Raw genomic sequence first — 26,751 nt, 5'->3', positions numbered from 1 at the left:
CTCGCGGTCCCACCCTTTCGCTCTGCCGCGCTACACTTCCTCGCGCTGCGATCCGGCTTGATTTGCCTACGCGCCGAACGCGCTGCCGCCCGCCGCGCCGCCGCCGGCGCCCGCGCCGCGAACCGCCACGGCGCGCCCCGCCCGCACGCCCCACCGCGCTCGTCACCTGCCGGAGCCTGAACTGCGGCAGCCTGTGCCTCGCGAACGGCCGCTGCGTCCCCGACTGCGGGGGCCTGTGTCTCTTGAATGCGCCGCGCCCGTAGGGCGACCCTCGCGTCGAACAACCGAGAGATGAACCGCCCAGGTGGTTTGGGCTCCACGCGGGTGTCCTCTTCTCGACGCGACGTCCTCGGCGTCGTGGGGGTCCGGGACGCTGTTCTTTCCGGCGGTTTCAACCCGTTTGCCGTTCCAGGAAGTCCCCATTTGTCGGGCTCCTCGAAAGGGGGCCGTTCAACGCGCGGACACCTCACTGCGTGATCGCGCAAGCGTTTGCCTGATCAGGAAGAGGCGAGCTCCCGTCACCCCCACGACACGACACGCCGGGCGCCGCGCAACCTGATGATCCTGCGCGTGGCACGGCGCCTGCACACCTGCGGATGCATGCAGGTGCATGCAAATGCAAGAGCGGCCTTGCCCAGCCGGCGAGTCGCTGGCCCCTGACGGAGAGGGACGGGGCCTTCGTGCATGCCGGCTTCCGTGCCGTCGGCCGCGGGATGTCCCGCGCCTCCGGTGCCGCGCCCGCCGCGGGCCGCGAGGACCTCGGTCGTCGTCCGGCCGGGCGCGCCCTGGTCGCTTTCCAACCGAGGTGATCCATGAGCGCAAAGCAGAAAATGAAGCTGAACATCGTGAATGGCGGCCCGGCCGAGCTCGACGCCCCGCTGTCCCTGCTGGAGGTCCTCGCGCGGCCCGAGCAGGCCCCGGCCTTCGATCGCCGGTTGCTCCGCGCCGAGGGGCGAGCGCTCCGCGCGAGCAGCTACGGCTTCGAGACCGAGATCCAGGGCCTGAACATGGATGAGCTGGACGTGGAGGCCTACGAGGGCACGTTCGTCATGGATCACAAGCTCCTGTCCCCCGCTGTTCTCCCTCACCCACGACGAGCTGAACACCAAGTGCGCCGGCAGGGCGCTCTCGCTCCTCACGGGAGAGCGACTGTCCAACTGAAAGGCAACCGAGCGGGCCCGCGACACGCGGCCCTCTTCGATCCTCAGGTGCCCCCTTGAACACGCAGACGGTCCGCGATGAATACAGGCCCAGGCAGCGGAGGTGGTCGGCGGCGGAGCTGCTCGATCGCTTGACGCTCCGGGAGATCGAGCTCTCCAGCGAACAGCGCGAGGAGTTCGAGCCGTCCTTCTGGAACTTCCTTTGCTCGGAGGACGACTCCCGTCACTTCTACCGGCAGGCGCAGGCGCGGCGCGGACGTTACAGCGACGCGCTCTTCTCGTTCCTCGAGGTCTGGCGCGAGGACGAGGCCAACCACGCGGCCGGCTTCAAGAAGATCTACCAGGCGCTCTACGGCCAGAGCAGCGAGGCGATCGACGCCCGCCTCGCCGCGAGGAGGGTCGATTTCTCGCGCATCGAGGAGTTCCTCGGCGACGAGTTCACGCTCTGCCTGGTCCTCGCGTACGACGAGCTGGCGACGACGCACGCCTACCACCGCGATTTCGCCTTCTACGAGTCGCTCGGGCCGGACGAGCTCAAGACCTGGATCCGGCTCGTGACCAGCGACGAGGCCCTCCACCACGCCAACCTCCTCCGGCTGATCGGCCACCAGCACCGGCACCGCATCCCGGAGGCGCGGCGCGCGCTGGACCGGATCCTCGAGATCGATCTGCGCGGCGGCGACTACGAAGCCACCTTCGTCCTGGATCACAGCGGCGCCGGCTTCAACCTATCGCCCGAGGAGCTCTCGAGCCTCTGCGCCCAGGCCATCGTGAAGAAGCTCGAGCGGATCCACGGCGGTGTTCCCACCGCCCAGGAGCTCATGTAAACCGGCTCCACCCTGCGTGTCCCGGCCCGGGGCAGCCACCACCTCTCAGGAATCAACGTGAATCGTCGTCTCTGGATCTTGCTGCTGCTCGCGGTCACCGCGTGTTGGGGCGCCTCGTTCGCCATCATCCACCAGGCCGTCAAGCACGTCGATCCCTACCTCTTCGTGACGCTCGGGTTCACCGTGGCCGCGGCGCTCATCCTCGCGCTCGGCCGGGGGCGCATGCTGGCGGCGATCACCCGGTCGACGCTCCGCGACGGCGCCTGGCTCGGCCTCCTGCTGGCCGCCGGATACCTGCTCCAGACCGCGGGCCTCGCGAGGACCTCCCCGAGCAACGCGGCCTTCCTGACCGCGATCTCGGTGGTCCTCGTCCCCGTGCTGCTCGCGTTCGGCGGCTGGCGCCTCCCGAGGGCGGGCTGGCTGGCCGTCGTCCTCGCCGCCGTCGGGCTCGGCATCCTCACGCTCGATCCCGAGACCCTCTCGCTGAACCTTGGAGACGTGCTGAGCATCGGGTGCGCCTGCGCGTACGCGGGTCAGATCGTCCTGACCGGCCGGTGCTCGAGCCGCCACGACCTCCTGGCGCTCACGTTCGTGGAGTTCGTGGCGACAGCGCTCCTCAGCGCGGCGGTCTGGGCGATCAGCGGGGCGCCCACGGCGGGGCTCGACGTGCCGGGGGTGTGGGGCGCGCTCGGCTTCGCCGCGATCCTCTGCACCGTCGTCGCCTACCTCGTGATGAACGCCGCGCAGCGGGTGGTCTCCTCCTGGGAGGCCGGGCTGGTCTTCACCACGGAGCCGATCGTCGCCGCGGTGGTCGCGCTCGCCATGGGCGTGGAGCCGTGGCGCCTGAGGACGACCGTCGGCGGGCTGTTGATCCTCGCCGCCATGGTCACCGCGGAGGCCGCGCAGCGCTCCGCGGGCGGGGAAGAGGGCGATGGCCACCCTCAATACGCCCGATAGCGGATAGCGGATCGACGAGGGAGGGTACACCTCGAGGCCTGCCGCGGACCCGGGCGTCCCGGAGCAGTGGGAGTAGTCGCCGGGGTTCGAGCGGAGGAGCTCGATGAGCGCGAGGGAGTCGTACTCGGAGGTGAGGTCATTCCAGATGACCGGCTCGTACTCCTCGACGGCGCGCTGCCGGCGCCGGCGCGCCTCGGTGGTCGACTCGTGGCTGACCCCTGCGAGCAGCTGCGACGGGTACCAGAGCCTCTGTCGCGGCGCGTACGCCGCCTCGTCACGCGAAACCATCCTGGTCTCCTGGTCCAAGCGGGGCGCCGCCGGCCGCGGCCGCGCCCTACCTCGACTGCGGGCTGCTCTGCCGCGGGTTCGCGCGGCTCCGGTGCGAGCGCTGCGAAGAGAGTCGGCTGGTGGCCTTCAGCTGTAAAGGACGCGGTTTCTGCCCGTCGTGTCTGGGCCGACGCATCTGTGCCACGGCGGCGAACCTGATCGAGGACGTCCTGCCCGAGGTGGCGCACCGTCCGTGGGTGTTGACGTTTCCGCTTCCGTGGCGGCGCAGGCTCGCCCAGGACGGGGCGTTGTTCGGCGTGCTGACCCGCATCTTCGTCGAGAGCGTGGAGCGGTTCTACGAAGAGCGCGCCGCACGCCGAGCTCTTGCGCCGCACATTTGCGATCGATGTCCTCGAGTGCCCAACTTGCAAGGGGCGGATGAAGCTCGTCGCCATGATCACTGAGCCCCGGAACATCGTCCGCTTCCTCTCCGCGCTCGGCGAGCCGACCGATGTTCCAGCACGCTCTCCACAACCGGGGACCACCGTACTGGAAAAGCACCGTTGTGCGCCGCAAGGCGCTCGGTGACGCCGTATAGCGTCTCGCGACGCGCCTCCCGGGCCAGACCAACGCCCGGACGGACACGTGTGCCCACGGCACGCCGATGCGCCCCTTAGCGCGCGCGGCGCCGCCCGGACCACGCTCTTTCGACCCAGGACCGAGCCATCACGACGCTCGCGGTCCCACCCCTTCGCTCTGCCGCGCTACACTTCCTCGCGCTGCGATCCGGCTTGAGTTGCCTACGCGCAGCGGGAGCTCTCGCAGGCCGAGCTCAAGGGCGTGCTCCGCAAGGAGCTGAACGGCTACCCCGGCCTGCGCGCCGTGGTGCAGGATCTCTCCCAGTCCGGCTTCACGGCACAGCGCGGGTTCCCGGTCGAGTCCTCGGTCCGCGGCCCCGACTGGGGGGAGCTCACGAAGCACAGCGAGCGCATCCGGGGCGAGCTCGCCCAGAGCGGCCTCGTCGTGGATCTCGACACGGACTACCAGCTCGGCATGCCCGAGCTCCGCATCGTGCCCGACCGCGCGCGCGGCGGACCTCGGCGTGAGCGTCGAGGCGATCGCGACGACGCTGAACACGCTGATCGGCGGCGGGCGCATCGCCAGGTACAACGACAACGGGCGCCGCATCGACGCCGCGCGGCGATGCTCCGCGCCGGCCCGGTGCGGCTGCGCCCGATCCTGATGACCTCGATCGCGACGTTGATGGCCGCGGTCCCGTCGGCGCTGGCGCTCGGCCCCGGCGCCGAGATCCGGGCCCCGATGGCCGCCGCGATCATCCGGAGGACTGCTCGTCTCGACGGCGCTCAGCCTCCTCGTCGTGCCGGCGTTCTACGTGCTCGCCGACGACGTGCAGGGCCGCGTCGCGCGGCTCCGGACGCGGCGCGCAGGGCGAAGCGCGCCCGCCAGCACGGCGCACCCGGCCACGCCGCAGCAATAGCGGCGCCCTCCCTCCACCGGCGGCGTTACCGGCGTGGCGGCCCCATGGAGATCGTCTAGCCCATCGCGGGCAGCGGCGGACCGGTGATGATCGCCTCGCTGCCGGAGCGCCCGATGGACAGGTGCCTTGCCGATCCGAGCCTCTTGGCCCACCTGTTCGTCCACGAGCTCGACTACCACACGCCCTGCTACCGACAAGACGTGGAGTCGGACCGGCACGGTTTCCGCATCGGCCGCGGCAACATGACACGCTGGCAGTAGGATTGTGGTCGGGCAGTCCGGCGATGGCCGCGGTCCGGCGCCCACCCCTCTTAACGCGGCGCTCCGAAGGAGCCCTGCCAGCCATGTCCTCCCTCGGGCCCGAAGATACCCGCGGGCCGGTCGATTGGAATTGACACCAGAAATGTGAGCGTTCACAATCCAGTCGACGGCCATCCTTTTGTTTCGGTCTGCTCGGGTCCTCCTGAGTACCGAGCTCTTCGTCAATATGATCCATTCAGTCGATTTTTACACCGATCCTGTTCGCTCGGTCGTCGTGGAGGCGATTGCTGATCGATGGCGATCGGCGTTTTGCCAAGATCGATCCAATAGAGGACGCGACGACCCTCGCTTGTTCGACGGCTGTCGTGAAATCCTGGGTGCTGTCCACCGGAGATGATTTCGTCAAGAATCCGGCGATGCTGGCGAAGCGACCGGATGGCAAGCTCGGAAACGAGGGAACCTATGTTGCGGCGGGCCGTGCCAAGGCGCTCCTCTGGCGCACCGGTGTCGTCACATCGGCCCCGTCCGGGAGTTCGTCTGAGCCGGGTGGGTGGCACTTTGCCAGGGAGGCGGATCCCGTAAGGAACGTTCTGTCACCTGAGGGGAGTGTGGCGAGTCGCCCTTGACACGCTCGAATCGTTTAGTTTCCGTTTCACCTGATTCCGGTACGTAGGAGACCTGTGATGCAAGATCAAACGTTCAGCCGACTCGCCTTTTGTGTCACCCTTGCGAGTTGGGTCGCGATTTCGTGCGCCCCCGCCGAGTCCGACTCGAACAACGACGGAGGGGGCGGAGGCGGCGGAGGCGGCGGAGGGGGCGGAGGCGGCGGAGCGACGGCGACCGGTTCCGTTAGTAGCACGAGCGGCAGCGGCGTTGCGACCTCTAGCGGCACCACCGCGGCTGGGACCGGCGGTGACAACAGCGGCGGGAGTGGCGGGGCTGAGCCGACCGGCGGCGGCGGTGCTGGCATGGGTGGCTGGCCCGAAGGAGCCATTCCCATGGGGAACGCGCCTGTGCCGAGCGCGGGGTGCGGCAAGGCAACCACGTTGACGACCAAGGAGTATACGATCTCAAGTTCGGGCCAAAATCGCGTGTACTACGTCGATATGCCCCGCAACTACGACATGAACAAGCCCTACCGGCTGTTCTACACCTCACATTGGATCGGCAGCCGCTGGCAAGACGTCAAGGGGCAAGACTTCTACTTTCTCAAACCGCAGCTGGAGGCCGACGGAGAGCAAGCCATTTTCGTGGCCCCCTCCTCGGACGGTGCGACGTGGCAAGAGAAGGATCACGCGCTGTTCGACGACATCATGGCGTTCATGAATGAAAATGTCTGCTACGACACGACCCGCGTGTTCGCGACCGGCTTCAGCTTCGGAGGGATGATCACCTATTCGCTGTCGACGAACCATCAAGCGGAAATCCGTGCGGCCGTGGGCATCGCCCCGGCCAACTACAACATCTGGTTGCCTGAAAAGACACATAAGCCCATTGCTTGGATGCACACGACGGGCATGAGCGACGGGACTTGCCCCTGGGTGAACAACGAAGGTCTAAAGAGAGGGGCCAAGTTCATCGCCCTCGAAAAAGCCGAAGACAACGGCTGCACGATCCCGGACAATATCCCGACTTCAAACGGCGCGTACAGCTGCTACGATTTCAAGGATTGCGATCCGGAACATCCGACGCGGGTGTGCACCTTCGGCGGCGGGCACACGAACATCGACGGCAATCCGAATTGGATTCCCATCGAGTCGTGGAAATTCTTCAAGCAGTTCTGACCGACGCCCTCGCCGCGGACGGGACCCTCGCCCGCGCGTAGCGCCGCGCTCGGGGCGCCTCGCCTGCAGAGGAATAGGGGCCGCCTCCAAACGCCCGAGCTGGGAACTGATTCAGCCCTTCGACTTTACGGGTCGGAACGGGTGAAGGCCGCCAGGCTCTGCGCGTTGCGCGTCTGCAGGGAGACCTGCCCGGTGCCGTCGAAGTCCGCCACCAAGCCTTCCGATGCCGACACCGCGATCGATGACGAAGTGGGTGATGCCGCAGCGCATAGGCTCTCTTACCACGTCGCCGTAGCGCGCAGCGCAGGAAGAGGACGCGGCGCTCCTACGGCGCTCGCCGAGGCGCTCCGCTTCAATCCTTCAGGGCGCTCTAAGCCCCAGGCATCTTGAGGCCACGCTCGTCCATCACGGCTTTGTTGCGCGCCTCGCTCTTCGCGTACGCCGGGCGGGCTTTGACCCGGGCGGCGTATCCGGTGAAGCTCGGGCGCGGCTCGAGCATCTTGAAGTCGAGCATGTACGCGATGGTGCCGCCGAAGATGACGTCAGCCATCGAGAACTCCTTGCCGAGGACGAAGTCACGGCCAGAGATGGCCGATTCCATCGTCGCGATCATGTCGTCGTAGTTGCCCCAACCGGCGGAGCCGGCGCGGAACTCCCAGTTGCCGGCCTTGGCCATCGAGCCGGGCTCGATGACCGAGGGGGCGAAGAGCGACCAGCGAAAATAAGTGCCGCGCGCCGCGTCGTCGAGCTTCGGCGCGAGGCGGCCCGGGGCATAACGATCCGCGAGATAGAGGCCGATCGCCGCGGATTCGGTGACGACGGTGTCGCCGTCGACGAGCAAGGGCAGCTTGCCCATCGGATTGAGCTTCGTGACGCCCTCCTTCTTCTGGTCGCCGGCCATGATGTCGACGAACTTGAGCTCGTACTCGACGCCGACTTCCTCGAGCATCCACACAGTGTTGGCGGCGCGCGAAAACGGGTGGTGGTAAAGAACGATGGCCATGGTGGTGTCTCTTTCTCCGTTCGTTTCCGCCGGTCGGTCGGCGGCGCGGCGGAGGTTACCAGAGGTCGGCCCCGTTGGGCGCGGCGCCAGGCGCGGCAGATTTGAATTTCTCTGCCCGCCGCGTTCATGGGATCATCGCGCCATGGGCGACGGATCGCCCCCTACCATGAACGGGCGCCGGCTCGCCTCGCCCCGTCCGTGGTGATCGTTGACATGCCGCTCGCGCCCCGCGAGCATCGAGCGTCCAACCATGCGTCGACCTTCCCTCGCCTTGTGTCTCGTGGTGGTGTCGGCGCTCGCGTACGGCGGCCCCGGCTGCGGCGATGACCAGCTCTGCGCGCCGGGCGCGCTCTCCGCGTGCTTCCTCCCCGACGGGTCGCTCGGCGCGCAGCGATGCAACGACGACGGCACCGCGCTCGGCGCCTGCGGCAGCGCGCCGGGGGCGCTCGGCAGCGGGTGCGGCCCCCTGGGCGAGGCCTGCTGTCCGTCGCTCCCGGCCGAGCTCCGGGCGGGCTGCGACGCGGTCGCGGCGCAGGCGAACGACGCCGCGTGCGACGACTACGCCGGCAGCGCCAGCGCGGCCGGGTTCTGCAGCGGCGGCGCCGCGCCGGACGGCGTCCCCTACGGCCCGGGCTGCGCCGGCCTGCTGAACGACTGCTGCGCGTCGTTGCCCGCGCGGCTCGCGTCCGCCTGCCACGGCACGGGATTCCGCGGCAACGAGGCGCTCTGCCGCAGCTTCCTCGAGCGGGAAGCCCAGGCGAACGGCCTCTGCGAAGGGGCCGATCCCGCGGCCGAGAGCTGCGACTACCTCGCCGAGCAGTGCTGTCCCTCGCTGCCCGGAGGGCCGCGCGAGCGCTGCGAGGACCTCGCCGCCGAGGCGGACGCGGACACCTGCCTGGACTACCTGAGCGGCGCCGCGGACGCGGGCCGGTGCCCCACGCTCGGCGGCGGCGAGCCGCTCGCCTCGGCGGCCTGCGACGCGCTGCTCGAGACCTGCTGCGGCACGCTCGATCCCGCGCTCGCTTACGAGTGCGACTTGAGCGCGCTCTCCGGCAGCCGCACGCGCTGCGAGGCGTTCGAGAGCGCCGCCCGGGCCGCCGGCCTGTGCCTCGGCGACGGCGGCGGCGGCGCGGGCGGGGGCTGCGGCGACACGTCGAGCGACGTGGACAACTGCGGCTTCTGCGGGAACGTGTGCGGCGACCAGCACGCCGTCCCCTCCTGCGCGGTCGGGGCCTGCTCGCTCGCCTGCGACCTCGGCTACGGCGACTGCGATCGCGACGCCGCGACCGGCTGCGAGGTCGATTTCGAGCGCGACGTGGACAACTGCGGCGCCTGCGGCAAGGGCTGCAGCGACAGGAACGCCGCGGCCGCCTGCGAGGCCGGCGCGTGCGTGCTCGAGTGCGACGCGGGCTTCGCCGACTGCGACGGCGAGGGCTCGACGGGCTGCGAGGTCGAGCTCGACGCCGACCCGCTCCACTGCGGCGCCTGCGGCAACGACTGCTCCGGCGGCGCCTGCGAGGGCGGGACGTGCGGCCCTGGCGCGCTCCAGCTCGCCTCGGGCCTCGCGGTCCCCTCCGCGATCGCGGTCGACGCCGCCGCCGTCTACGTCGTCGGCTTCCGGCCCGCCGGTGGCGTCGCCGTCCGCGTCGACAAGGCGTCCGGCGCGACGACCTGCCTCGCCACCGGGGCCGCGCCGGGCGCCGCGGCCTGCGGGGCGAGCGAGCGCTTCGAGGGCATCGCCCTGACGGACGCCGGCGCGTTCGTCACCGGCGCCGCCGGCGTGCTCCGGTTCCCGACGTCCGGCGCCGCGACCACGGTCACCGCGAGCGTCCCCGACCCGTGGGCCGTCGTCAGCGACGGCGCCGCGGTCTGGTTCACGTCGCTCTCCCACGGCGGCCTGTACCGCGCCGACGCGCTCTTCGCCGGACAGCTCGCCGCCGAGATCACCGGCGCCGCCGCCCAGGTGGGCGGCGCGCTCGCCGCCGACGCCGATCACCTCTACTGGACCTGGGCGGACGGCACCGTCATGAGGCTCCGCAAGGACGGCTCCGAGCCGCGTCAGATCGCGTCGGCGCAGGATTTCGAGCGCACCAACCTGACGCCGCAATACCTCGCTGCCGACGCCGCCCACCTCTTCTGGAGCACGCCGAGCGGCTATCTCTTCCGCCTCGACAAGGACGGCTCCGGCCTCGTGGCGCTCGCCGACGGACAGCCCGGTCCCGCGGGGATCGCGGTGGATCCCCGGGACGGCGGGGCGCTCTACTGGGTCAACCGCCTCGGCTCGGTGCGCCGGGTGCCCAAGGCCGGCGGCACCGTGGACACGCTCGCCGTGGGGCAGGCCAGCGCGATCGCGATCGCCGTGGACGAGGCGTACGTCTACTGGGCGACGCAGGCGGGCGACCTGCGGAGGATCGCCAAGTGAGCCGCTCCCGGGGGACCGGCCGCCGCGCGCTCTCGCGGCTGTGCGGCGCGGCCGCCGTCCTGCTCGGCGGCGGAGGGCTGCTCGTCGTGGGCTGCGGCCAGGAGCCGCCGGCGGGCGACGTCGCGCCGCCGCCGCTCGGGCCGCAGGACGACACCGACGCGTGCGAGTGCGCCTCGGGCTTCTATTATAACAACCAGCCGATCCCGGTCGCGCAGACGCGCTGCGACGCGTTCGTGTGCGGGCGCGACCTCATCTCGTATCAGTGCCTCGACGGCGACACCGCCGCCGACACGTGGCGGAGCTATCCAGAGAACCGGTGCGGCGATCTCGCGTGTCCGGCCGAGGGGACGTTCTGCGGCGAGGACGTGGTGAACGGCGAGCCGGCCGCGCTCTACCAGTGTCCGGGCGCGGGGCAGATCCCGCTCGAATGGCGCATCTGCCCGGGCGGCTGCGAGGACGGCGCGTGCACGGGCAAGGCGAGCGGCGAGTGCCCGTGCGAGATCCCGCCCATCCCGGGGGGCGAGCGCATCCCGGTGCGCTGCGGGCTGACCCTCTGCATGCCGACGGGCGTCGGCGGCGCCGGCGTGAAGCAGGTGTGCACGGCCGAGGGCTGGCGCAACCTCGGGCTCGCGTGCAATCAGCCGCAGGGCGATTGCACGGCGTGCCGCGGCGTGCAGGACAGCTCCGGCCGCGAGGTCACGACCACGGCCTGCGGCGCGGAGGTGTGCGGCCTCGGCGTCGGGAACCAGAGCCGCTGGATGTGCGGGGAGGAAGGCTGGCTCGACCTCAACCTCCCCTGCGATCCCGGCGCTTCGAACGGAGAGGCCGGCGCGGCGCTCGGCCGGTGTCCGGTGGAGTTCCGCGACAACGACGGCCAGTGGAAGCCCGTCGAGCCGGGACAGACCTTCTGCGGAGATCAGGTGTTCGGCGGCCGCGCCAACAAGGACCTCGCGATCAACCTGGGCGAGCTGGACCTCCGCATCCACGGCAGGGCGGATCGGCTCTACGCCTGCCCGGGCCCCGGCGCGCGCCCCGTGCCCTACCGCGACTGCGGCGGTCGGCACGGGAGCGGCGCGTGCATGCGCGTGCGGGAGATCCCGCCCGTGCGCTGGCACGAGGTGACCGGCGCGCAGCCCGGCGCGAGCGAGCCGAAGATCCGCGACTGGGACCGCTGCGACGAGTCGTGCCCGCCCGTGGGCGCCATCCACTACTTCCCGATCTCGGTCGGGAACGAGCTCAAGGATTGCCGGCACCTCTTCTGCGGCCAGCACCAGATCACCGGTCGCGTCGGAACCCTGTATCACTGCGCCTACGACCTCGCCTCCTCGAACTACACGTGCCCGCCCGTGAGCGACGCGGCGGTCGTGGGGCGTCCCGTGCCGTACGAGGAGTGCTCGAGCGGCTGCGGGCTCATGGACCTCGCGACGAAGAGCGACACGTGCGACGCCCGGTCGGAGCAGCAGCCGTTCGGCATGCCGGATCCCACGCCCGCGCCGAGCATCACGTCGACGTGCGATCCGATCGACGACTACCAGGGGCGCCCGGTGCCGGTGAGATCGCTCCGCCTCGGCGCGCAGGTCTGCGGCCCGGGCGGGCAGGTGCTCGCGTGCGAGGAGCGCCAGCTGAGCCGCCCCGACGGCTGGCGCGCCACGGGGATCCCCTGCGGCACCTCCTGCGGCGTCTGCGGCCCCGACCCGTACGGCGACCAGACCCCCGTGTGCGCGTATTTCGCCGACGCGGAGGGCCTCACGTGCGACCACGCGAGCTCCACGTGGGGCTGGTCGCCGTGCTCGAACGACGAGGCCGTCCTGCTCAACACCCCGGCGTATTGCGGTCACAGCCTCCCCGGTGTCGCTCAGGGCGACCCGAACATGCTGTATGTCTGCAAGGCCTATTGCCCGCGCAAGCAGGGTGAGAAGACGGTCTGGGCTCCCTGCGAGGGCACGGAGGGGGATGGCCGCGGCAATCGGCCCCGGACGCGCCTCTACATCCCCGACCACACGGTGTATTGCGCCCTCGGGTGCCAGGGCAACGGGGCGAAGAACGACGAGTGCAAGCGGCCCGGGGGCGGGAAGCGGGCGGCTCCCATCGCTGACAGCTACGTGATCCGGCGGTTCGGCGTGGTGGCCCCGGACTACGGCGGCCGCCACCTCGGCGAGGATCTCGTCCGCAGCGCGGGCACCACGGCGGGCGCGGAGGTGCACCCCGTGGCCGACGGCCGGCTCCTCTGGAAGGGCATCAACGGCTCGCAGTACCTCGGCGTGGCGCTTGTCGAGCACCCGCCCAAGGACGGGACGGGAGAGCGCTACTGCTCCTTCTACGGCCACCTCGACGTCGACGGGCTGGCGCCCGGCCTGACGCCGGGACAGGAGGTGACGACCGACGACGTGCTCGGGAAGGTCGTGCGCTGGAACGACATCCCCCGCCTGCACAACCTCTACTTCGATTCGAAATGGGAGGAGTGCCCCACCTCATCGGCCAAGTTCTATTGCGATACCGGCGGCTCGGCGGAGAACTCGCACCTGCATTATACGGTGCTCTCCGACGCGCAGTGCAGGAGCTTCGCCGGCAGCTGGAGCGCTCCCTACGGGTACGACGAGTGCATGACGCCCGATGAGGACGCCGTGGCCCTCACCGCGATGAAGGCGGAGGACGCGTGCACGACGCCGATGGCGGGAGCGACGACGGAGGGGTACGTCTCGCCGACGTGGTTCATCGAAGCGCCGCCGCGGTGAGCGGCGGCCTCCGCGGCGATGACGGCCGCCCGCTCAGGGCTTGCCGAGGTAGTCCATCTTGCCGATGTCGAGCCCGTTGTGGCGCAAGATCGCGTAGGCGGTCGTCACGTGGAAGAAGAAGTTGGGCAGCGCGAAGCCGAGCAGGAACGGCAGGCCCTTGAACTTCATCGGCTGATCGCGCGTGGGGATCGTGACCTCGCGGTCCTCGGAGCCGTCGATCTGCTCGGCCTTCAGGGTGTTCAGGAACGCGATCGTCTTGGCGATGCGGGCCTGCAGCTCGTCGAAGCTGGCCTCGTTGTCCTCGTACTTCGGCACGTCGACGGCTGCCAGCCGCGCCCCACAGCCCTTCGCGCTGTCGCTCGCGATCTGGATCTGGCGGGTGAGCGGCAGCATGTCCGGGGCGAGGCGCGCGTCGAGCAGGACGCGCGGCTCGATCTTCTTCGCCTCGGCGTAAGCGGCGGCCTTCTTGAGGATCGCCGAGAGGTTGCCGAGCCCCCTCACGAGCACGGGGACCGACGCCTGATACATCGAGATCGCCATCTTCATCTCCTTGCTATCACACGGTGCGGAAAGCGCGGCCCCCGGTACGTCACGCGCGGCGCGGTGCGGGAGCACCGCCCGTGGGGACACGCGCGGGCGCGAACATAGTGGTCGCCCCGCGCCCCGGGCAAGCGTGCCGGCGCACAGAAATCGCCTGTGGCCTCCGGATCGCTCCCGGCGCCGCGCGGGCCCGCCGGCCGCCGCGCGCTCCGCGCGCTCGGCGGCCGAGCGCGCCGCGGAGGCGGCCCGCCTCGTGGGAGCCCCGTGAAGTAATGTAAAGCCTCTTGACGTACCGGGCTTCCGACCTTCCTAGAGGCCCAGGATCGGGCGAGCGTTGCCGCGTCCGCCGGTTCCACCGTTCTTGAAAGGATCCTTGTCGATGAACACCAAGCTACGCCGATCGCCCTCTCGCCTGCTCGCGCTCTCCGCCCTTGCCCTGGCGTCCTGCGGAGTCGAGCCGCTCGAGGAGCAGCCGCCGCTGGGCAGCGCCGAGGCGCCGTTGAACGGCGCTGTCGCGATCGCGGGGCACGTCGGCAACGACGCCTCGAACGCGGGGATGAGCGGCGTCATCGTGCAGCTCGGCGGCGCCGCGAGCGCGCAGGCCGTCACCGACAGCCACGGCAACTTCCTCTTCGCCGGCCTGCCCGCGGGCACGTACACGCTCGCCGCGTCCAAGCCGGGCGCGACGCTCACGCCGAGCACGGTCAACCTCGGCAGCGTCACGGCCGATCGGCTCCAGAGCTTCACCTGCGCCGGCGCGTGCGGCGCGGGCCCGGCGGTCGATCCTTACAAGGAGATCGCGATCGTCGACCCGTCCGTCACGCAGGACGCGCGCGCCTCGAACGCGACCGGCGGGCCCTGGAGCTTCCGGTACCTGATCGAGCAGATGACCCCGAGCGGCGTCGATCCCGCGGATTTCGTGGCGGAGTGGCTGGAGGGCTTCCAGCCGCTGACGATCAACGGCTACCCCACGACGAACCGGGGGATGTCCTCGCTCTTGAACCTCTGGCCGACGCGGCCGGACGGCAAGCTCGACCTCGCGCAGGCGCCGTTCCGGCTCCTCGGCATCTTCAACCGGACCGACCTGCACGCGAGCGGCAGCGGCGAGGCTCGCTTCGTGTTCGGCATCGTCCCCCCGAACCACTTCATCGGCGGGATGACGGTGATCTTCGAGTACCGCCTGCCGGCCAGCTCGATCGCGCCGGACCGGCACAGCTGGATCGCCCGCTTCCACGCGCTCGGCCAGCACGCCTTCGGCGCCCAGTACAACCAGGAGCTCCAGGCGATCACGGATCTCTTCACGCAGCGCGGCGCCGAGCGCAGCACGATGGGCAACCCCAACGCGAGCGCGCTCGCCCAGCTCCGCACGAGCGAGGATCTGATGGGCGCCCCCTGGTCGTGGCGGGAGTTCCACCTCGTCCCGGAGCCGACCGGCTATCAGGCCTTTTTGCGGCTCGTGGAGGCCGCCCAGACGCCGGATCAGCAGCTCAACGGCGACGCCGGCCTCGAGGCCTTCCTGCTCGCGAACCGCACCGGGATCATCGCCGGCGCGACGCCGCTCGATCCCTCGTTCCTCGGCGGAGAGGCGGAGGGCAACATCGTCCCTTCCGCCACGAAATGGGTCTTCCCCGGCGTGGACGAGCCGCTGCGCCACGCGTTCGCCGGGCAGACCTGCAACGGGTGTCATAACGCCGAGACCGAGCAGCTCGCCACCTTCTATCACGTGGCGCCGTTCGCGACCCCCGGCCCCGACGGCACCGGGGTCCTCTCGAATTTCGTCAAAGAGGTCGAGATCCCGCGGCGGGTGAGCTTCATGCAGAACCGGCTCACCTGCGCCCCGCTCGCGGGCGACTGCTCGCCAGGGTCCGAGTCGGTCGCCCCCTGATCGTCCTCTTGGCGCCTGAACGCGGGCGCGCCGATCCGGTCGATGGCGGTGGCGCGCCCCGGAGGAGCGCGGCGGTTGTGCTCGACGGCCGCGCCGCCTGCGCGCTATAGGGGGAGGTCATGCGAAATCGTCTTGTCCTCTGCTTGGTCGCCGCAGCGCTCGCGGCCGCGTGCGGCTCCACGACCACCGACCCGGACCCGACCGGGAGCGGCGGGTCGGCCGCCAGCTCGACGAGCGAGAGCTCGGCTACCGGGACGTCGTGCGTGCCCGGCTCGACCATGTCGTGCACCTGTCACGCCATCAACCCGCCCGGCATCGCGACGTGCCTCCCCGACGGCAGCGCCTACGGCGCTTGCATGGGCGAGGACGGCAGCGACTGCGCCTGTCCCCTGGGACGCGGCGACGGGTGCTGTGCGGGCGACGGCATCTGCTGCGCCTGCGTGCAAGGCTGCGATCCGGGCACGGACATGCAGCAAGACGCCGAGACGGACGCGCTCATCGCCTGCGTCTGCGCGGCGGGCGTGTGCGCGGACGAGTGCGCGGTGGAGTGCGCCGGCGGGGGCATCACGGCGGACTGCGCGCCGTGCGTGCAGCAGGCGCGCACGGACGCGTGCAAGGCGGAGTACGAGGCTTGCGGCGGAACGTGAGCGCTCTCGACACGCGCGGATCGCGCCGGACGGCCACGCTTGCGCGACGGACCCCGGAGGTTGCGCCAACTCACGACACACGCTAGTTATCGGCCAGCCAGGGATACGCGAAGCAGGCGGAGCTCCCGCGAGCTCTCTTGTTGCCGTGAAGGCAGAGATCGTGACGTCGGTCGCTCGGGGGGCTGGCAGAGCTCGCCGTGGAGGCCTCGACAGACCTGCGCCGCACCGGTGAGCTGACCCGGGCGCCTCGCGGGCGCCCCGGCCATCCGGCGCGTCGCATGGCGGGCGGGGCTGCCGACGAGGCAGGCTGCGCTCGTGGGGGCGCGCCTGTCCGTGATTCGAAGCTTCATCAGGGGAGGGATTGCATGAGACTGTCCTCAGCTTGCTATATCGTCGCAGCTTGCGCGTCCGTCGGTTGCGAACCCATGACGGACACGACAGAAGAAGCGGACACGATAGGAGATGCGGTCACGTGCGAGGCGCCCTTTCCGATCGTGACCCACCGCGGCACCACGTCGCTGGCCGGGCGCCCGCCTGGTACCACGGTCGATGACAACCTGCTCGTGCGCGGCAGCTCCGGGCTCCTGGAACCAGGGGGCTCCGGCTCGGAGCCCCCTTCCCCGGACAGCCTCCCGAGGCCCGCGCCCACCCCCCTCACGAGAGACAACCCGTTCGCGTCCGGGTTCAACGGCCTCACGCACCGCGACCAGCTGCTCGCCGGCACCGGGGAATACGAGGGTACGCAGCTCAGCGTCGAACCCCCCGACGTGCCGCTCTGCGTCGGCAACGGCTTCGTCCTCCAGGCGGTGAACAGGGCCGTCACCGCTTACGACACGCGCGGCGACCGGCTCGTCGACCCGATCCCGCTGAACCAGTTCTTCCGCCTGGCGCCGTTCGCTGACCCGGAGACGGGCACGATCAACGACTTCACCGCTGACCCCAAGTGCTATTTCGACCCGGAGGTCCGGCGCTGGTTCCTCACGGTCCTGCAGACGGACGAGCCTCCGGAGAACGCCAGCGCGAACACGCGGTCTCACGTCGAGCTGGCGGTCAGCAAGACGGACGACCCTACCGGAGGATGGAACCTCTACGAGATCGACACCACCAGCGATGGCGAGAACGGCACGCCTGAGGTCGCCGGGTGTCCCTGCATCGCAGATCAGCCGCTCATCGGCACCGACAAGTTCGGCTTCTACGCCAGCGTGAACCTCTTCTCCTTCGAGTCCTTGCAATTTCAGCGCGCGCAGGTCTATGCGCTCCAGAAATCCGCGCTGCTCCGGGGCGATGTGCCCAACGTCGACGTCCTGGACGTCCCGCTCCTCGAGGGGGCGGGCTTCTCGCTCCAGCCGGCGCTCATCCCGCCCCGCGGCAAGTTCGAGGAGAAGAGGCGCGGCACCGAATACTTCCTGAGCTCCGTCATCTCGGGGCTCCCGGAGGAGCAGATATCGCTCTGGGCGGCCAGCAACACGAGATCTCTCGAGCGTTGCGCGCCGGACCTCGAGCTCGATCAGGTCTTCGTGCCCAGCCAGCTCTACGCGCAGCCGCCTCCCGCGCTCCAGAAGCCCGGACGGACGCCGCTCCGGCGGTTCCTGAAGCGCCTCGGCTTCGATGAGCCGCTCGAGCGGCTCAACACCAACGATGTTCGCATGCAGCAGGTCTACTTCGCCGACGGCAAGCTGTGGTCCGGCCTCAACACCGCCGTCGGCGACCCCGAGCGCGCGGGCATCGCGTGGTTCATCGTCGAGCCGAGCGTGCGCCGCGGGCTCGACGCCTGGGTGGTGAACCAGGGATACATCGCGCTCGACGACACGAACAGCGTTCTTTTCCCCGCCGTCGCGGTCAACGCCCGCGGGCAGGGCGCGATCGGCTACTCGCTCAGCGGGCCCGACTTCTTCCCGAGCGTCGCCTACTCCCTGCTCGACGAGCGCGGCGCCGGGCTCGTTCACCTCATCGCCGAGGGAGCCGCGCCGGAGGACGGCTTCACCGGGTATACCGCCTTCGGCGGCAACGGCGTCTCGCGCTGGGGCGACTACTCGGGCGCAGCGGTGGACGACGACGGCTCGATCTGGCTGGCCGCGGAGTACATCCCCGATCTGCCGCGTTCCATGCTCGCGAACTGGGGCACGTTCATCGCCCATGTGAGCCGGGACGCGAGGGACCCCGAGCCGCCGTGCAGATGAAGGCTCGTCTCCCGCGCTGAGCGGCGGTTCTCCGGCCAATCCAGCGCTATGGCGCCGGCTCCGCCGCCTTCGCCGGCAGCAGCGCCTCGACCCGGCGGATCAGCTCCGCCGGATCGATCGGCTTCGGCAGCACGCGCCCCCCGTACGCCGCCAGGAACCGCCGGCTCACGTCGCTCGTCCCGCCTCCGGTCATGAACAGCACCCGGTCCGCGAGCGCCGGCAGCTCCGCCTCGATCCACTCGTGGAGCTCTATCCCCGAGACTTCCTGCATCACGAGATCGCAGAGCACGACGTCGAAGCCCGCGTCCCGCCGGAGCGTCCTTTGCGCCTGCGCGCCCGAGCCCACGCACACGACCTCGTGCGATGACCCGAGCAGCCCCCCGAGCGCCCGCAGGATGAGCGGCTCGTCGTCCACGACGAGGATCCGGGCGCGCCGCGCCGGCCCCTCGTCGCGCGCCGGCGCCGGCGGCGCGGCGGGCTCCGCGCTCGTCCAGACGGGCAACCGGACGCGGACGCAGGTGCCCACGCCGGCCTTGCTGCTGATCCCGATGCTCCCGCCGCACGACTCGACGATGCTCCGGCAGATCGCGAGCCCGAGCCCGGTCCCCTCGCCCGCGCGCTTCGTGGTGAAGAACGGCTCGAACAGCCGGGGCATGTGCTCCTCGGCCACGCCGCAGCCCGAGTCCACGATCTCCGCGACGACGTCGCGGCCCTGCTGGCGGGTGCGCACCTCGACGAGGTTGTCGGCGACGCGCCCCTCCCGGATCGACTGCGCCGCGTTGATCAGCAGGTTCACGAACACCTGCGTGAGGCGCCCCTCGGCCCCGCCCACGCGCGAGACCGGGGCGAGCTCGCGCACCACGCGCGCGCGGTGCTTGATCTGGGCGTGCACGATGTTGAGCGCGCCCTCGATCACCGCGTTGACGTCCGTCGGCCCGATCGCCTCGTTCGCCTCGCTGCGCGCGAACACCCCGAGATCCCGGACGATGTGCATCACCCGCGCCGCGCCGTGGCGGGCGTCGTCGAGCGGCTGGGCGAGGTGCTCCGTGGCCGCGCCCTGGCTGGCCAGGCGCCGGATCTCGCGGGCGAGCAGCTCGAGGTTCGCCACCACGTACGCGAGCGGGTTGTTGATCTCGTGGGCCACGCCCGCCGCCAGCTGGCCGACCGCGGCGAGCCGCTCGGTGCGCTCGAGCCGCAGCCGCAGCTCCTCGGCCCGGCGCCGCCCGGTCACGTCGCGCAGGAGCGCCATGCGCGAGGGCCGCCCCTGCCAGTCCACGTCGACCCATCGAACATCGATGAAGACCGTGTGCCCGCCGAGCTCCAGGCTCGTCTCGCCGGCGGGCAGCGCCACCGGGCAGCCCCGCCCGGCGACGAGGCGCCCCTCGCCGAGCAGCGCCTCCGCGGCGGGGTTCGCGAACAGCACCGCCCCGCCGGGGTCCAGCACGATCACCCCGTCGGCGCTCCGGGCGATGAGCTGGTGCAGATTGGCCTCGTTCTCCCGCGCCTCCGCCATGGTCCGCGCGAGCTGCGTCACGAGCTGCTGGCGGCTGACCGCATAGCGGATGGCGCGCCACAGCGTGTCGGCGTCGAGGCTGCGCTTCACGAGGTAATCCTGCACCGAGGCGCCGAGCACGCGCTCCGCGAGGCGCACGTCGTCATGGCCGGTCAGCACCACGATGGGCACGTGCGCGTCCACGTCCCGAACGCGCTCGACCACCTCGAGGCCCTCCCCGTCGGGCAAGGAGAGATCGAGGAGGACGACGTCCCACCCCTCCTTCACGCGCGCGAGCCCCGCCGCGAGCGTGTCCGCGTGCGCGAGCTGGGCGCGCTGCCACGGCACGGTGTCGAGGTGGCTCTGGACGATCGAGGCCGCGATGGCGCTGTCCTCGATCAAAAGAAGGCGAAAGCGCGGCGCCGGCGGAGCCTGGCTGGATTCGGCGGACATAGGTGACCCCCCTTCGACCAAAGAGCTCGAAGGCTTTCCCGGAAGTCAAGCACCTCGCGAGGGCGCCGGCATCCGCGTTATCGTCGCGCAATGGAGTTCGTGGCGTTTCCCAAGATGCCGTGCCTCGGCGCAAGCGATGCTCCGACGTGGGTCGCGCTCGAGAAGATCCACGGCGCGCAGCTCGTGATCGGCGTCGACGCGGCCGGCGTCCGCTTCGGCAAGCGCAAGGAGTGGCTCCGGGACGAGGACCCCTTCTTCGGCTGGCAGCTCCTCCGCGCGTCGCTCCGGGACGCCGCCCGCGCGGCGTTCGCGGCGGTCGGGGCGGAGCGGCTCGTCCTCTATGGCGAGCTCTTCGGCGGCGGCTATCCCCACCCGGACGTCCCCGCTGGCGGCGTGATCCCGGTGCAGACCGGCGTCTGGTACGCGCCCGATCTGCGGTGGGCGCTCTTCGAGCTTCGCGCCCTCGGCGGCGGCGAGGACGCGTTCCTCGCCTTCTGCGAGGCGGCGCAGGTCGCCGCCGCGGCGGGGCTGATGATGCCGCCGCTCCTCGCCCGCGGGCGCAAGGCGGAGATCGCCGCGTTGCCCGAGCGCTTCCCGTCGCGCGTCGCGTCCGCCCTGGGCTTGCCGCCGCTCGGCGCGGCCAACCTCGCGGAGGGGCTGGTCGCCAAGCCCGATGTCCGCATGCCGGCGGGCGCGTACATGGCATTGAAGCGCAAGATCGCCGAGATGCGCGAGGACCGCTTCGACGAGAGCGCGCCGTGGGATCCGGAGCGCCCGGTGGATCTGCCTGCGCTGATCCGCTGGGGCGAGCGGCTCGCGAACGGCCCGCGGCTGGCCTCCGCCGCCTCGAAGGTCGGGCGCCACGATCGCGCGGCCGTCGACGAGGAGGCGGCGCTCGACGTGCTCGTCGATCTCGAAGCGGCGTTCCCGGGCGCGATGCGCGCCCTCTCGCGCGAGGACGGCGAGGCGCTCGAGCGCGCCGTCAGGGCGGCCGTCGCGGGGCATCCGCTCTAGCGGCTCATCCGCTCTAGACGAGAGCAGCGCTCGGACGAGCATCGGAGTCGTCTCTCCGCGCGGGAGCGCCGCCGTTCGTCACGGATCCGAGCTCTCGACCAGCGCTGGCCCTCGGCTATCATCCGCCCCGTGCAGATCGAGCCGCCGCGCATCGTTCGACTCGTCCTCGTCACCAGGGCGGGAGAGCTCCTGGGCGCGCTGCCGCCGTATCGCGTCGCGACGCCGTGGTGGCAGGAGACCGGAGCGGTCATCCAGGGGGCCCGCGAGCGCTTCGGCATCGAGGTGACGGTCCTCCGCATCCTCGCCACCGAGCTCCCGGCGCCCCACGGCGGGGGTGTCACCTACGTCGTCGAGGCCGAGGCGCCGCCGCCGCCCTGTGTCGAGCCCTGGCGCGGGGCGCTCGACGATCACCCGCTGCGGCAGCCGTGGGCGCGGCCGGGCGGGCCTTCCGACGACCTCGCCTGGGCCGACTCGGTGCTGCGCGCTCGGGGCCTCTCGCGCACGGCGCCCGCGGAGCAGATCCGGTCCTGGAACCTGTCGAGCGTGTGGCGGCTCCGCGCCGGGGGCCAGACGTTCTGGCTGAAGCACGTTCCGCCGTTCTTCGGGCATGAGGGGGCCCTCATCGCGCGGCTCGCGGGCGGGCCCGTACCGGCGCGCCTCGGCCACGACGGCCGGCGGATCCTCATGCCCGAGCTCCCGGGCGAGGATCTCTATCACGCCGAGCTGCCGACCCTGGAGCGGCTCGTCTCGCTGCTGGTCGGCCTGCAGCGCGACGCGAGCCGGCGGGTCGACGAGCTCCTGGCGCTGGGGCTGCCGGACTTCCGCGGGCCGGCCCTGACGCGGCTCATCGCCGACGCGGTGGCGCGCACGCCCGAGCTGTCCGCCGGCGATCGGGCGACCCTCGACGGGTTCGTCGACGGCCTGCCCGAGCGCTTCCGTCGCCTGGCCGAGACCGGTTTGCCCGACACGCTCGTCCACGGCGACTTCCACCCTGGCAACGCCCGCGGCGACGCCACGTCGGTCGCGCTGCTGGACTGGGGCGACAGCGGCGTCGGGCACCCGCTGCTCGATCAGCCGGCCTTCCTCGACCGGATCCCGCCCGGCGCCGTCGGCCCGATCCGGAGCCTCTGGGGCCGCGCGTGGCGCGCTGCGATCCAGGGCTCCGACCCCGAGCGCGCCGCCGAGCTGCTCGCCCCCGTCGCCGCTGCCCGCCAGGCGGTCATCTACCGCAAGTTCCTCGACGGCATCGAGCCGTCGGAGCACCCCTACCATGCCAGGGATGTGCCGGAGTGGCTCGAGCGAACCGCCGAGATGGTGCGCTCGCGCCCTTGACGCGGTTGTCGCTCGGGGTTGATGCAGCCGTTTTCTGTCTCTCGTGCTCGTCTCTCGTGCTCGTGCGCGTGCGCGAGTTCACGGAGTCAGCGCGCACGCGGTCAGCGCGCACGCGCACGAGCACGAGAGACGAGCACGGAAGACGGAAGACGGGGACGAAAGACGGAGGACAGTGTGCCAGTCGCCCGCGCGGCGCGGGCGGGGACGCGGCAGGCGGGAACGTGACCGGCCAGGCCGACTTAGCCGTTGGTGGCGAGGAGCTCCCGGGCGTCGGTGACGCGCCACGTCCTGCGGCCCCGCTCCAGCTCTCAACAGCCCATCTGCTCCGCGGCGCCTGGCCCTCGGCGGGACCGGGCCGTACTTTTCTTCGCGCGCGGGGCTCGACGGCGCGAACCCACGGCGACAGGAACAGAAGAGAGATCATGCAAAGCGCGCAGGGCATCGCCCGTCCGAGCCCCGCACGCAGCAGATCGACCGCTGAACGCCGCGAGCAAACCCAGTCACGAGGACCATCGAACCATGTACACCACGAAGGCCTGCTCCGCCGCCAGCGCGACATCGCCGCTGGCCCCCACCCAGATCCCGCGGCGCGACCCGACCGCGCACGACGTGCAGATCGAGATCCTCGTCTTCACCACGTCGCAAGGCAAGACCGAGGACGCCCTCCGTCTGGGCGCCGACGAGGTCGTCGTCTCCCGCGATGCGAACGAGATGCAGAAGCACGCCGGCAGCTTCGACTACATCCTCGACACCGTCTCCGCGGACCATGACGTCAACGCCTTCCTCAACCTGCTCCGCCGCGACGGCAACATGACCCTCGTCGGGGCGCCCGCGAAGCCCCTGAGCGTCGCCGCGTTCGGGCTCATCATGGGGCGCCGCAGCCTCTCCGGCTCGAACATCGGCGGCATCGCCGAGACCCAGGAGATGATCGATTTTTGCGGGGCGAACGACATCACCGCCGACGTCGAGATCATCCCCATCCAGAAGATCAACGAAGCCTACGAGAGGCTGCTCAAGTCCGATGTGAAGTACCGCTTCTCCATCGACATGGCGTCTCTCGGATCCGAGTGAACGGCGCGACGCGCCCATGAAGACCTATCCCAAGAAGGACTTCCCGGTCGCCGAGATCCGTCGGTTCCTCGAGCCCGGCCCGATCGTGCTCGTCAGCTCGGCGTGGCGGCGCGAGACAAACATCATGACCATGGGCTGGCACACGGTCATGGAGTTCGCGCCGTCGCTGGTCGGGTGCGTCATCAGCAGCGCGAACCACAGCTTCGAGCTGATCCGCCGGAGCAAGGAGTGCGCGATCAACCTCCCCACCGCGGAGCTCGCCGAGGCGGTGGTCGGCATCGGCAACTGCTCGGGCCGCGACACGGACAAGTTCTCCGCCTTCGGGCTCACGCCGGTCCCGGGCGCGGCGGTCGGGGCGCCGCTCATCGCCGAGTGCTACGCGAGCCTCGAGTGCCGGCTCGCGGACGCGCGGCTCGTGAAGACGTACAACTTCTTCATCTTCGAGGTGGTCAAGGCGCACGCCGCGACCACGCCGCGCTACCCGCGCACGATCCATTATCGCGGCGACGGCATCTTCATGCTCTCGGGGGAGAACACGCGCCGGTATCGCCGGCTCTTTCGTCCCGACATGCTCTGACGCGCCGCCCGCGAGCAGCGCCGGGGGAGCGCGCTCCGCCCGGGCCGCGGCTCAGCGCGCCGGCGCGTTGACGAGCCGGGCCGCGCACCGGCCCTCGTGGCAAAGACAGCCGCCGCCGCAATCCATCGTTCCCGGACGGCACTCCTGCGTGCAGATCCGCCCCTCCTCGCACGCGGGCGCCGTGGCCTTCGCGACGCAGGCGGCCGGGTGGCACCCGCAGACGGGCACGCAGTCCGCGTCGCTCTGGCACGGGTCGCTGCCCACGGCGATCGAGTCGTCCGTCGGCGCGGCCGTGGGCGTCGTGGCCGGCTCGGGCGCCGGCGGCGCGTTCGAGCCGGGAGGCTCGTTCCGCGACGCCCCGCACGCAGCGCAGCAGAGCACGGTGGCCAGGAGGAGCCCCATCGAGCGATCGAGGATGTGTCTCATGCGCGTGCTCTCTCACGGATCACCACGAGGTTCCATCACGACCTGCGAGCTCACGCGGCGCGGCGCCGGCTGCCCCGCCGCCGCGCGCGCCGGAGGCCGCCCTGTAGAGCCCCCGGCGGCGCCGGGCCGCCGCTCATCGCCCGCGGAAGCTCTCCACCAGATGGTCCACGAGGGCGCGGACGCGGCGCGGGAGATGGCGGCCCGCCGGGTAGACGACCGACAGATCCGCCGCGCGGACGAACCGGTTCAGCACGGACTCGAGCCGGCCCGCCTCGAGGTCGCCCTCGACGTCCCAGAACGACTTCTGCGCGACCCCGAGGCCGGCGAGCGCCCACGCGCGGACCAGCTCGCCGTCGCTCGAGCTGCGCCGCCCGCGCACGCGGACCGCCTGCGTCCCCTCGCCCTCCGCCGCGAATGTCCACGTCGCCTCGTTCCGGCCCTCCGGGTTCCAGAGCAGGCAATCGTGATCGGCGAGATCGCCCGGCGCGCTCGGCCGCGGGTGCCGGGACCAGTAGCCGGGCGCCGCGCACACGACCCGGTGCCCGGTGGCGAGCCTGCGCGCGGTCAAGCTGCTCCCCTGCAGCGGCCCCACGCGCAACGCCACGTCGAAGCCCCCGCGCACGAGGTCGACGACCTCGTCCGAGAGGTGGAGGTACACGCTGATGCGCGGGTGCGCCTCCAGGAACGCGTCGAGGACGGCGCGCAGGCGGCCGCGCCCGAGATCCGAGGGCGCGGTGATGCGCAGGCTGCCCCGCAGCGAGCTCTGCCCGCGCCGGATGCACGCCTCGCTGCGCTCGATCTCGTCGAGGATGCGGCGGCAGTCGACGAGGTAGCGCTCGCCCTCCTCGGTGAGGCGGAGCCGCCGCGTGCTGCGGATCACGAGCTGCACGCCCAGCCGCTCCTCCAGGGCCGCGAGCCGCGCGCTGACGGTCGACGGCACGGTCGCGAGCGAGCGCGCGGCCGCGCTGAGGCTGCCGCGGTCGACGATCTCCAGAAACGTCTGCATCTCGAGGAGCGCGCTCATCTTTCGATTTTATCGAAAGGTGTTGCGCGGCTCGAGCCCGTACTCGCCCTGGCCGCCGCGCTCCACCCTTCCCCTGCGCTCGCGAGCACGGACCGGGCGCGGACAGACCTCGAAGCAGGAGCAAACCATGAGCATCCAGAACAAGGTCGCCCTGGTCGTCGGCGCGCAGGGGATCATCGGCCGCAACCTCATCGATCACCTCGAGGCGCTCGGCGAATGGGACGTGATCGGCCTGTCCCGGCGCGGCGGCGCGTCCGCGGGCCGCGTCCGCCACGTGGTGGTCGATCTGCTCGACCGGGAGGACTGCAAGAAGAAGCTCGGCGGCCTGGCCGAGGTCACGCACATCTTCTACGCCGCCTATCAGGACCGACCCACGTGGGCCGAGCTCGTGCCGCCCAACCTCGCCATGCTCGTCAACGTGATCGATGCGGTCGAGCCGGTCGCGCCGGGCCTCCAGCACATCAGCTTGATGCAGGGCTACAAGGTCTACGGCGCGCACCTCGGCCCGTTCAAGACGCCGGCCCGCGAGACCGACGCGCACCACATGCCGCCCGAGTTCAACATCGATCAACAGGCGTTCCTCGAGGCCCGGCAGGAGGGCAAGGCCTGGTCCTGGTCGGCCCTCCGGCCGTCGGTGGTGTGCGGCTTCGCGCTCGGCGTCCCGATGAACCTCGCCATGGTCATCGCGGTCTACGCGGCGATGTCGAAGGAGCTCGGGCTGCCCCTGCGGTTCCCCGGCAAGCCGGCCGCCTACGACACGCTGATCGAGATGACCGACGCGCGCCTGCTCGGCAGGGCCACGGTCTGGGCGGCGACAAGCGCGCCGTGCCGCAACCAGGCATTCAACATCAACAACGGCGACATGTTCCGCTGGAGCGAGATGTGGCCGAAGATCGCCCGCATGTTCGACATGGAGGCGGCGCCCCCGCTGCCGATGCCGCTCGCGGACGTCATGGCCGACAAGGAGCCGCTCTGGAACGCCATGATCGAGAAACACGGCCTGGCGCCGCACCCCTACCGGGACGTGTCGTCGTGGCGCTTCGGAGATGCGGTGTTCTCGTGGGACTACGACGTGATCGCCGACGGCTCGAAGGCGCGCCGGCTCGGCTTCCACGAGCACGTCGAGACGGAGGCGATGTTCCGGGGGATCTTCGAGGATCTCCGGCGGCGGAGGATCATCCCGTGATGCTCCCGCGC

At 71.0% G+C, this 26,751-nt stretch carries 22 protein-coding genes and 1 pseudogene; 18 read left to right on the top strand and 5 right to left on the bottom strand.

Annotation, left to right across the window (positions count from 1 at the left end; genetic code table 11):
• Positions 1-812: 812 nt before the first annotated feature.
• The 8 genes from NQZ70_RS05350 to NQZ70_RS05315 all read left to right on the top strand — a co-directional run bounded on the left by NQZ70_RS05350 (position 813) and on the right by NQZ70_RS05315 (position 6,753).
• Positions 813-1,220 (top strand): hypothetical protein, encoded by a 408-nt coding sequence (locus tag NQZ70_RS05350; protein ID WP_129573248.1) that lies wholly within the window; start codon positions 813-815, stop codon positions 1,218-1,220.
• Positions 1,217-1,987, top strand: coding sequence for a hypothetical protein (locus NQZ70_RS05345; protein WP_129573247.1), 771 nt, complete (start codon positions 1,217-1,219; stop codon positions 1,985-1,987). The genes NQZ70_RS05350 and NQZ70_RS05345 overlap by 4 nt, the downstream gene beginning before the upstream one ends.
• 57 nt (positions 1,988-2,044) lie before the next feature.
• Positions 2,045-2,944, top strand: coding sequence for a DMT family transporter (locus NQZ70_RS05340; RefSeq protein WP_129573246.1), 900 nt, complete (start codon positions 2,045-2,047; stop codon positions 2,942-2,944).
• Between the two features lie 218 nt (positions 2,945-3,162).
• Positions 3,163-3,675 carry a transposase zinc-binding domain-containing protein gene (locus tag NQZ70_RS05335; RefSeq protein ID WP_129573245.1) on the top strand — a complete coding sequence of 171 codons (513 nt, stop codon included), beginning with the start codon at positions 3,163-3,165 and terminating at the stop codon, positions 3,673-3,675.
• 376 nt (positions 3,676-4,051) lie between these two features.
• Complete coding sequence (locus tag NQZ70_RS05330) at positions 4,052-4,768, top strand: efflux RND transporter permease subunit (protein WP_275938198.1); 717 nt, start codon at positions 4,052-4,054, stop codon at positions 4,766-4,768.
• 27 nt (positions 4,769-4,795) lie between these two features.
• Positions 4,796-4,969, top strand: a complete 174-nt coding sequence (locus NQZ70_RS05325; protein WP_129573244.1) for a transposase — start codon at positions 4,796-4,798, stop codon at positions 4,967-4,969.
• Between the two features lie 284 nt (positions 4,970-5,253).
• Positions 5,254-5,595: a hypothetical protein gene (locus tag NQZ70_RS05320; protein ID WP_129573243.1), complete on the top strand. Its 342-nt coding sequence runs from the start codon at positions 5,254-5,256 to the stop codon at positions 5,593-5,595.
• A gap of 57 nt (positions 5,596-5,652) precedes the next feature.
• On the top strand, positions 5,653-6,753 hold the full coding sequence (locus NQZ70_RS05315) for a PHB depolymerase family esterase (RefSeq protein ID WP_237245056.1): 1,101 nt from the start codon (positions 5,653-5,655) through the stop codon (positions 6,751-6,753).
• 370 nt (positions 6,754-7,123) lie between these two features.
• Here the strand turns inward: NQZ70_RS05315 and NQZ70_RS05310 are convergent, their stop codons facing one another.
• The gene (locus NQZ70_RS05310) at positions 7,124-7,756 is read right to left on the bottom strand and encodes a glutathione S-transferase family protein (protein WP_129573242.1); all 633 of its coding nucleotides are present in this window, start codon (positions 7,754-7,756) and stop codon (positions 7,124-7,126) included.
• Positions 7,757-8,006: 250 nt separating this feature from the next.
• Between NQZ70_RS05310 and NQZ70_RS05305 the strand changes: the two genes are divergently transcribed.
• Positions 8,007-10,178 (top strand): hypothetical protein, encoded by a 2,172-nt coding sequence (locus NQZ70_RS05305; protein ID WP_237245055.1) that lies wholly within the window; start codon positions 8,007-8,009, stop codon positions 10,176-10,178.
• Entirely contained in the window at positions 10,175-12,913 is a 2,739-nt protein-coding gene (locus tag NQZ70_RS05300; protein ID WP_129573241.1) for a M23 family metallopeptidase, read from the top strand. Before NQZ70_RS05305 ends, NQZ70_RS05300 begins: the two co-directional genes overlap by 4 nt.
• Positions 12,914-12,946: 33 nt before the next feature.
• On the opposite strand, the gene NQZ70_RS05295 is transcribed toward NQZ70_RS05300, so the two are convergent.
• Positions 12,947-13,453, bottom strand: coding sequence for a DUF1993 family protein (locus tag NQZ70_RS05295; RefSeq protein WP_129573240.1), 507 nt, complete (start codon positions 13,451-13,453; stop codon positions 12,947-12,949).
• Positions 13,454-13,832: 379 nt separating this feature from the next.
• On the opposite strand from NQZ70_RS05295, the gene NQZ70_RS05290 reads away from it, so the two are divergent.
• From NQZ70_RS05290 to NQZ70_RS05280, 3 genes are all read left to right on the top strand, one after another.
• Entirely contained in the window at positions 13,833-15,338 is a 1,506-nt protein-coding gene (locus NQZ70_RS05290; RefSeq protein WP_129573239.1) for a carboxypeptidase-like regulatory domain-containing protein, read from the top strand.
• A gap of 119 nt (positions 15,339-15,457) precedes the next feature.
• Positions 15,458-15,985 carry a hypothetical protein gene (locus NQZ70_RS05285; protein ID WP_129573238.1) on the top strand — a complete coding sequence of 176 codons (528 nt, stop codon included), beginning with the start codon at positions 15,458-15,460 and terminating at the stop codon, positions 15,983-15,985.
• Between the two features lie 425 nt (positions 15,986-16,410).
• Positions 16,411-18,165, top strand: coding sequence for a hypothetical protein (locus NQZ70_RS05280; RefSeq protein ID WP_129573237.1), 1,755 nt, complete (start codon positions 16,411-16,413; stop codon positions 18,163-18,165).
• Positions 18,166-18,211: 46 nt separating this feature from the next.
• Here NQZ70_RS05280 and NQZ70_RS05275 read toward each other — a convergent pair whose 3' ends face one another.
• Positions 18,212-20,110, bottom strand: coding sequence for a response regulator (locus NQZ70_RS05275; protein WP_129573236.1), 1,899 nt, complete (start codon positions 20,108-20,110; stop codon positions 18,212-18,214).
• Positions 20,111-20,200: 90 nt separating this feature from the next.
• Here NQZ70_RS05275 and NQZ70_RS05270 point away from each other — a divergent pair, with 90 nt between their 5' ends.
• The 4 genes and pseudogenes from NQZ70_RS05270 (at position 20,201) to NQZ70_RS05255 (ending at position 24,104) form a co-directional block, all read left to right on the top strand.
• Positions 20,201-21,124: an RNA ligase family protein gene (locus tag NQZ70_RS05270; RefSeq protein WP_129573235.1), complete on the top strand. Its 924-nt coding sequence runs from the start codon at positions 20,201-20,203 to the stop codon at positions 21,122-21,124.
• 129 nt (positions 21,125-21,253) lie between these two features.
• Complete coding sequence (locus NQZ70_RS05265; RefSeq protein WP_165373797.1) at positions 21,254-22,456, top strand: aminoglycoside phosphotransferase family protein; 1,203 nt, start codon at positions 21,254-21,256, stop codon at positions 22,454-22,456.
• 621 nt (positions 22,457-23,077) lie between these two features.
• Positions 23,078-23,527: pseudogene (locus tag NQZ70_RS05260) on the top strand (zinc-binding dehydrogenase); the annotation flags it as partial.
• Between the two features lie 16 nt (positions 23,528-23,543).
• Positions 23,544-24,104, top strand: coding sequence for a flavin reductase family protein (locus NQZ70_RS05255; protein ID WP_129573233.1), 561 nt, complete (start codon positions 23,544-23,546; stop codon positions 24,102-24,104).
• Positions 24,105-24,155: 51 nt separating this feature from the next.
• Here NQZ70_RS05255 and NQZ70_RS05250 read toward each other — a convergent pair whose 3' ends face one another.
• Positions 24,156-24,530, bottom strand: coding sequence for a hypothetical protein (locus tag NQZ70_RS05250; protein ID WP_129573232.1), 375 nt, complete (start codon positions 24,528-24,530; stop codon positions 24,156-24,158).
• A gap of 133 nt (positions 24,531-24,663) precedes the next feature.
• Positions 24,664-25,554: a LysR family transcriptional regulator gene (locus NQZ70_RS05245; RefSeq protein WP_129573231.1), complete on the bottom strand. Its 891-nt coding sequence runs from the start codon at positions 25,552-25,554 to the stop codon at positions 24,664-24,666.
• 127 nt (positions 25,555-25,681) lie between these two features.
• On the opposite strand from NQZ70_RS05245, the gene NQZ70_RS05240 reads away from it, so the two are divergent.
• The gene (locus NQZ70_RS05240; protein ID WP_129573230.1) at positions 25,682-26,740 is read left to right on the top strand and encodes an SDR family oxidoreductase; all 1,059 of its coding nucleotides are present in this window, start codon (positions 25,682-25,684) and stop codon (positions 26,738-26,740) included.
• The last annotated feature ends 11 nt before the right edge of the window (positions 26,741-26,751 follow it).

Origin of the sequence: Sorangium sp. So ce836, assembly GCF_028553905.1 — a bacterium.
GTDB lineage: Bacteria > Myxococcota_A > Polyangia > Polyangiales > Polyangiaceae > Sorangium > Sorangium cellulosum_D.
This window is presented reverse-complemented; position numbering and strand designations above follow the sequence as displayed.

What these genes read in the sequence shown, in the direction of transcription:
- NQZ70_RS05350 (WP_129573248.1), top strand. Translation starts at nt 813, where the DNA reads ATGAGCGCAAAGCAGAAAATGAAGCTGAACATCGTGAATGGCGGCCCG.
- NQZ70_RS05325 (WP_129573244.1), top strand. Translation starts at nt 4,796, where the DNA reads ATGATCGCCTCGCTGCCGGAGCGCCCGATGGACAGGTGCCTTGCCGAT.
- NQZ70_RS05315 (WP_237245056.1), top strand. Translation starts at nt 5,653, where the DNA reads ATGCAAGATCAAACGTTCAGCCGACTCGCCTTTTGTGTCACCCTTGCG.
- NQZ70_RS05310 (WP_129573242.1), bottom strand. Translation starts at nt 7,756, where the DNA reads ATGGCCATCGTTCTTTACCACCACCCGTTTTCGCGCGCCGCCAACACT.
- NQZ70_RS05305 (WP_237245055.1), top strand. Translation starts at nt 8,007, where the DNA reads ATGCGTCGACCTTCCCTCGCCTTGTGTCTCGTGGTGGTGTCGGCGCTC.
- NQZ70_RS05295 (WP_129573240.1), bottom strand. Translation starts at nt 13,453, where the DNA reads ATGGCGATCTCGATGTATCAGGCGTCGGTCCCCGTGCTCGTGAGGGGG.
- NQZ70_RS05290 (WP_129573239.1), top strand. Translation starts at nt 13,833, where the DNA reads ATGAACACCAAGCTACGCCGATCGCCCTCTCGCCTGCTCGCGCTCTCC.
- NQZ70_RS05285 (WP_129573238.1), top strand. Translation starts at nt 15,458, where the DNA reads ATGCGAAATCGTCTTGTCCTCTGCTTGGTCGCCGCAGCGCTCGCGGCC.
- NQZ70_RS05280 (WP_129573237.1), top strand. Translation starts at nt 16,411, where the DNA reads ATGACGGACACGACAGAAGAAGCGGACACGATAGGAGATGCGGTCACG.
- NQZ70_RS05275 (WP_129573236.1), bottom strand. Translation starts at nt 20,110, where the DNA reads ATGTCCGCCGAATCCAGCCAGGCTCCGCCGGCGCCGCGCTTTCGCCTT.
- NQZ70_RS05270 (WP_129573235.1), top strand. Translation starts at nt 20,201, where the DNA reads ATGGAGTTCGTGGCGTTTCCCAAGATGCCGTGCCTCGGCGCAAGCGAT.
- NQZ70_RS05255 (WP_129573233.1), top strand. Translation starts at nt 23,544, where the DNA reads ATGAAGACCTATCCCAAGAAGGACTTCCCGGTCGCCGAGATCCGTCGG.
- NQZ70_RS05250 (WP_129573232.1), bottom strand. Translation starts at nt 24,530, where the DNA reads ATGAGACACATCCTCGATCGCTCGATGGGGCTCCTCCTGGCCACCGTG.
- NQZ70_RS05245 (WP_129573231.1), bottom strand. Translation starts at nt 25,554, where the DNA reads ATGAGCGCGCTCCTCGAGATGCAGACGTTTCTGGAGATCGTCGACCGC.
- NQZ70_RS05240 (WP_129573230.1), top strand. Translation starts at nt 25,682, where the DNA reads ATGAGCATCCAGAACAAGGTCGCCCTGGTCGTCGGCGCGCAGGGGATC.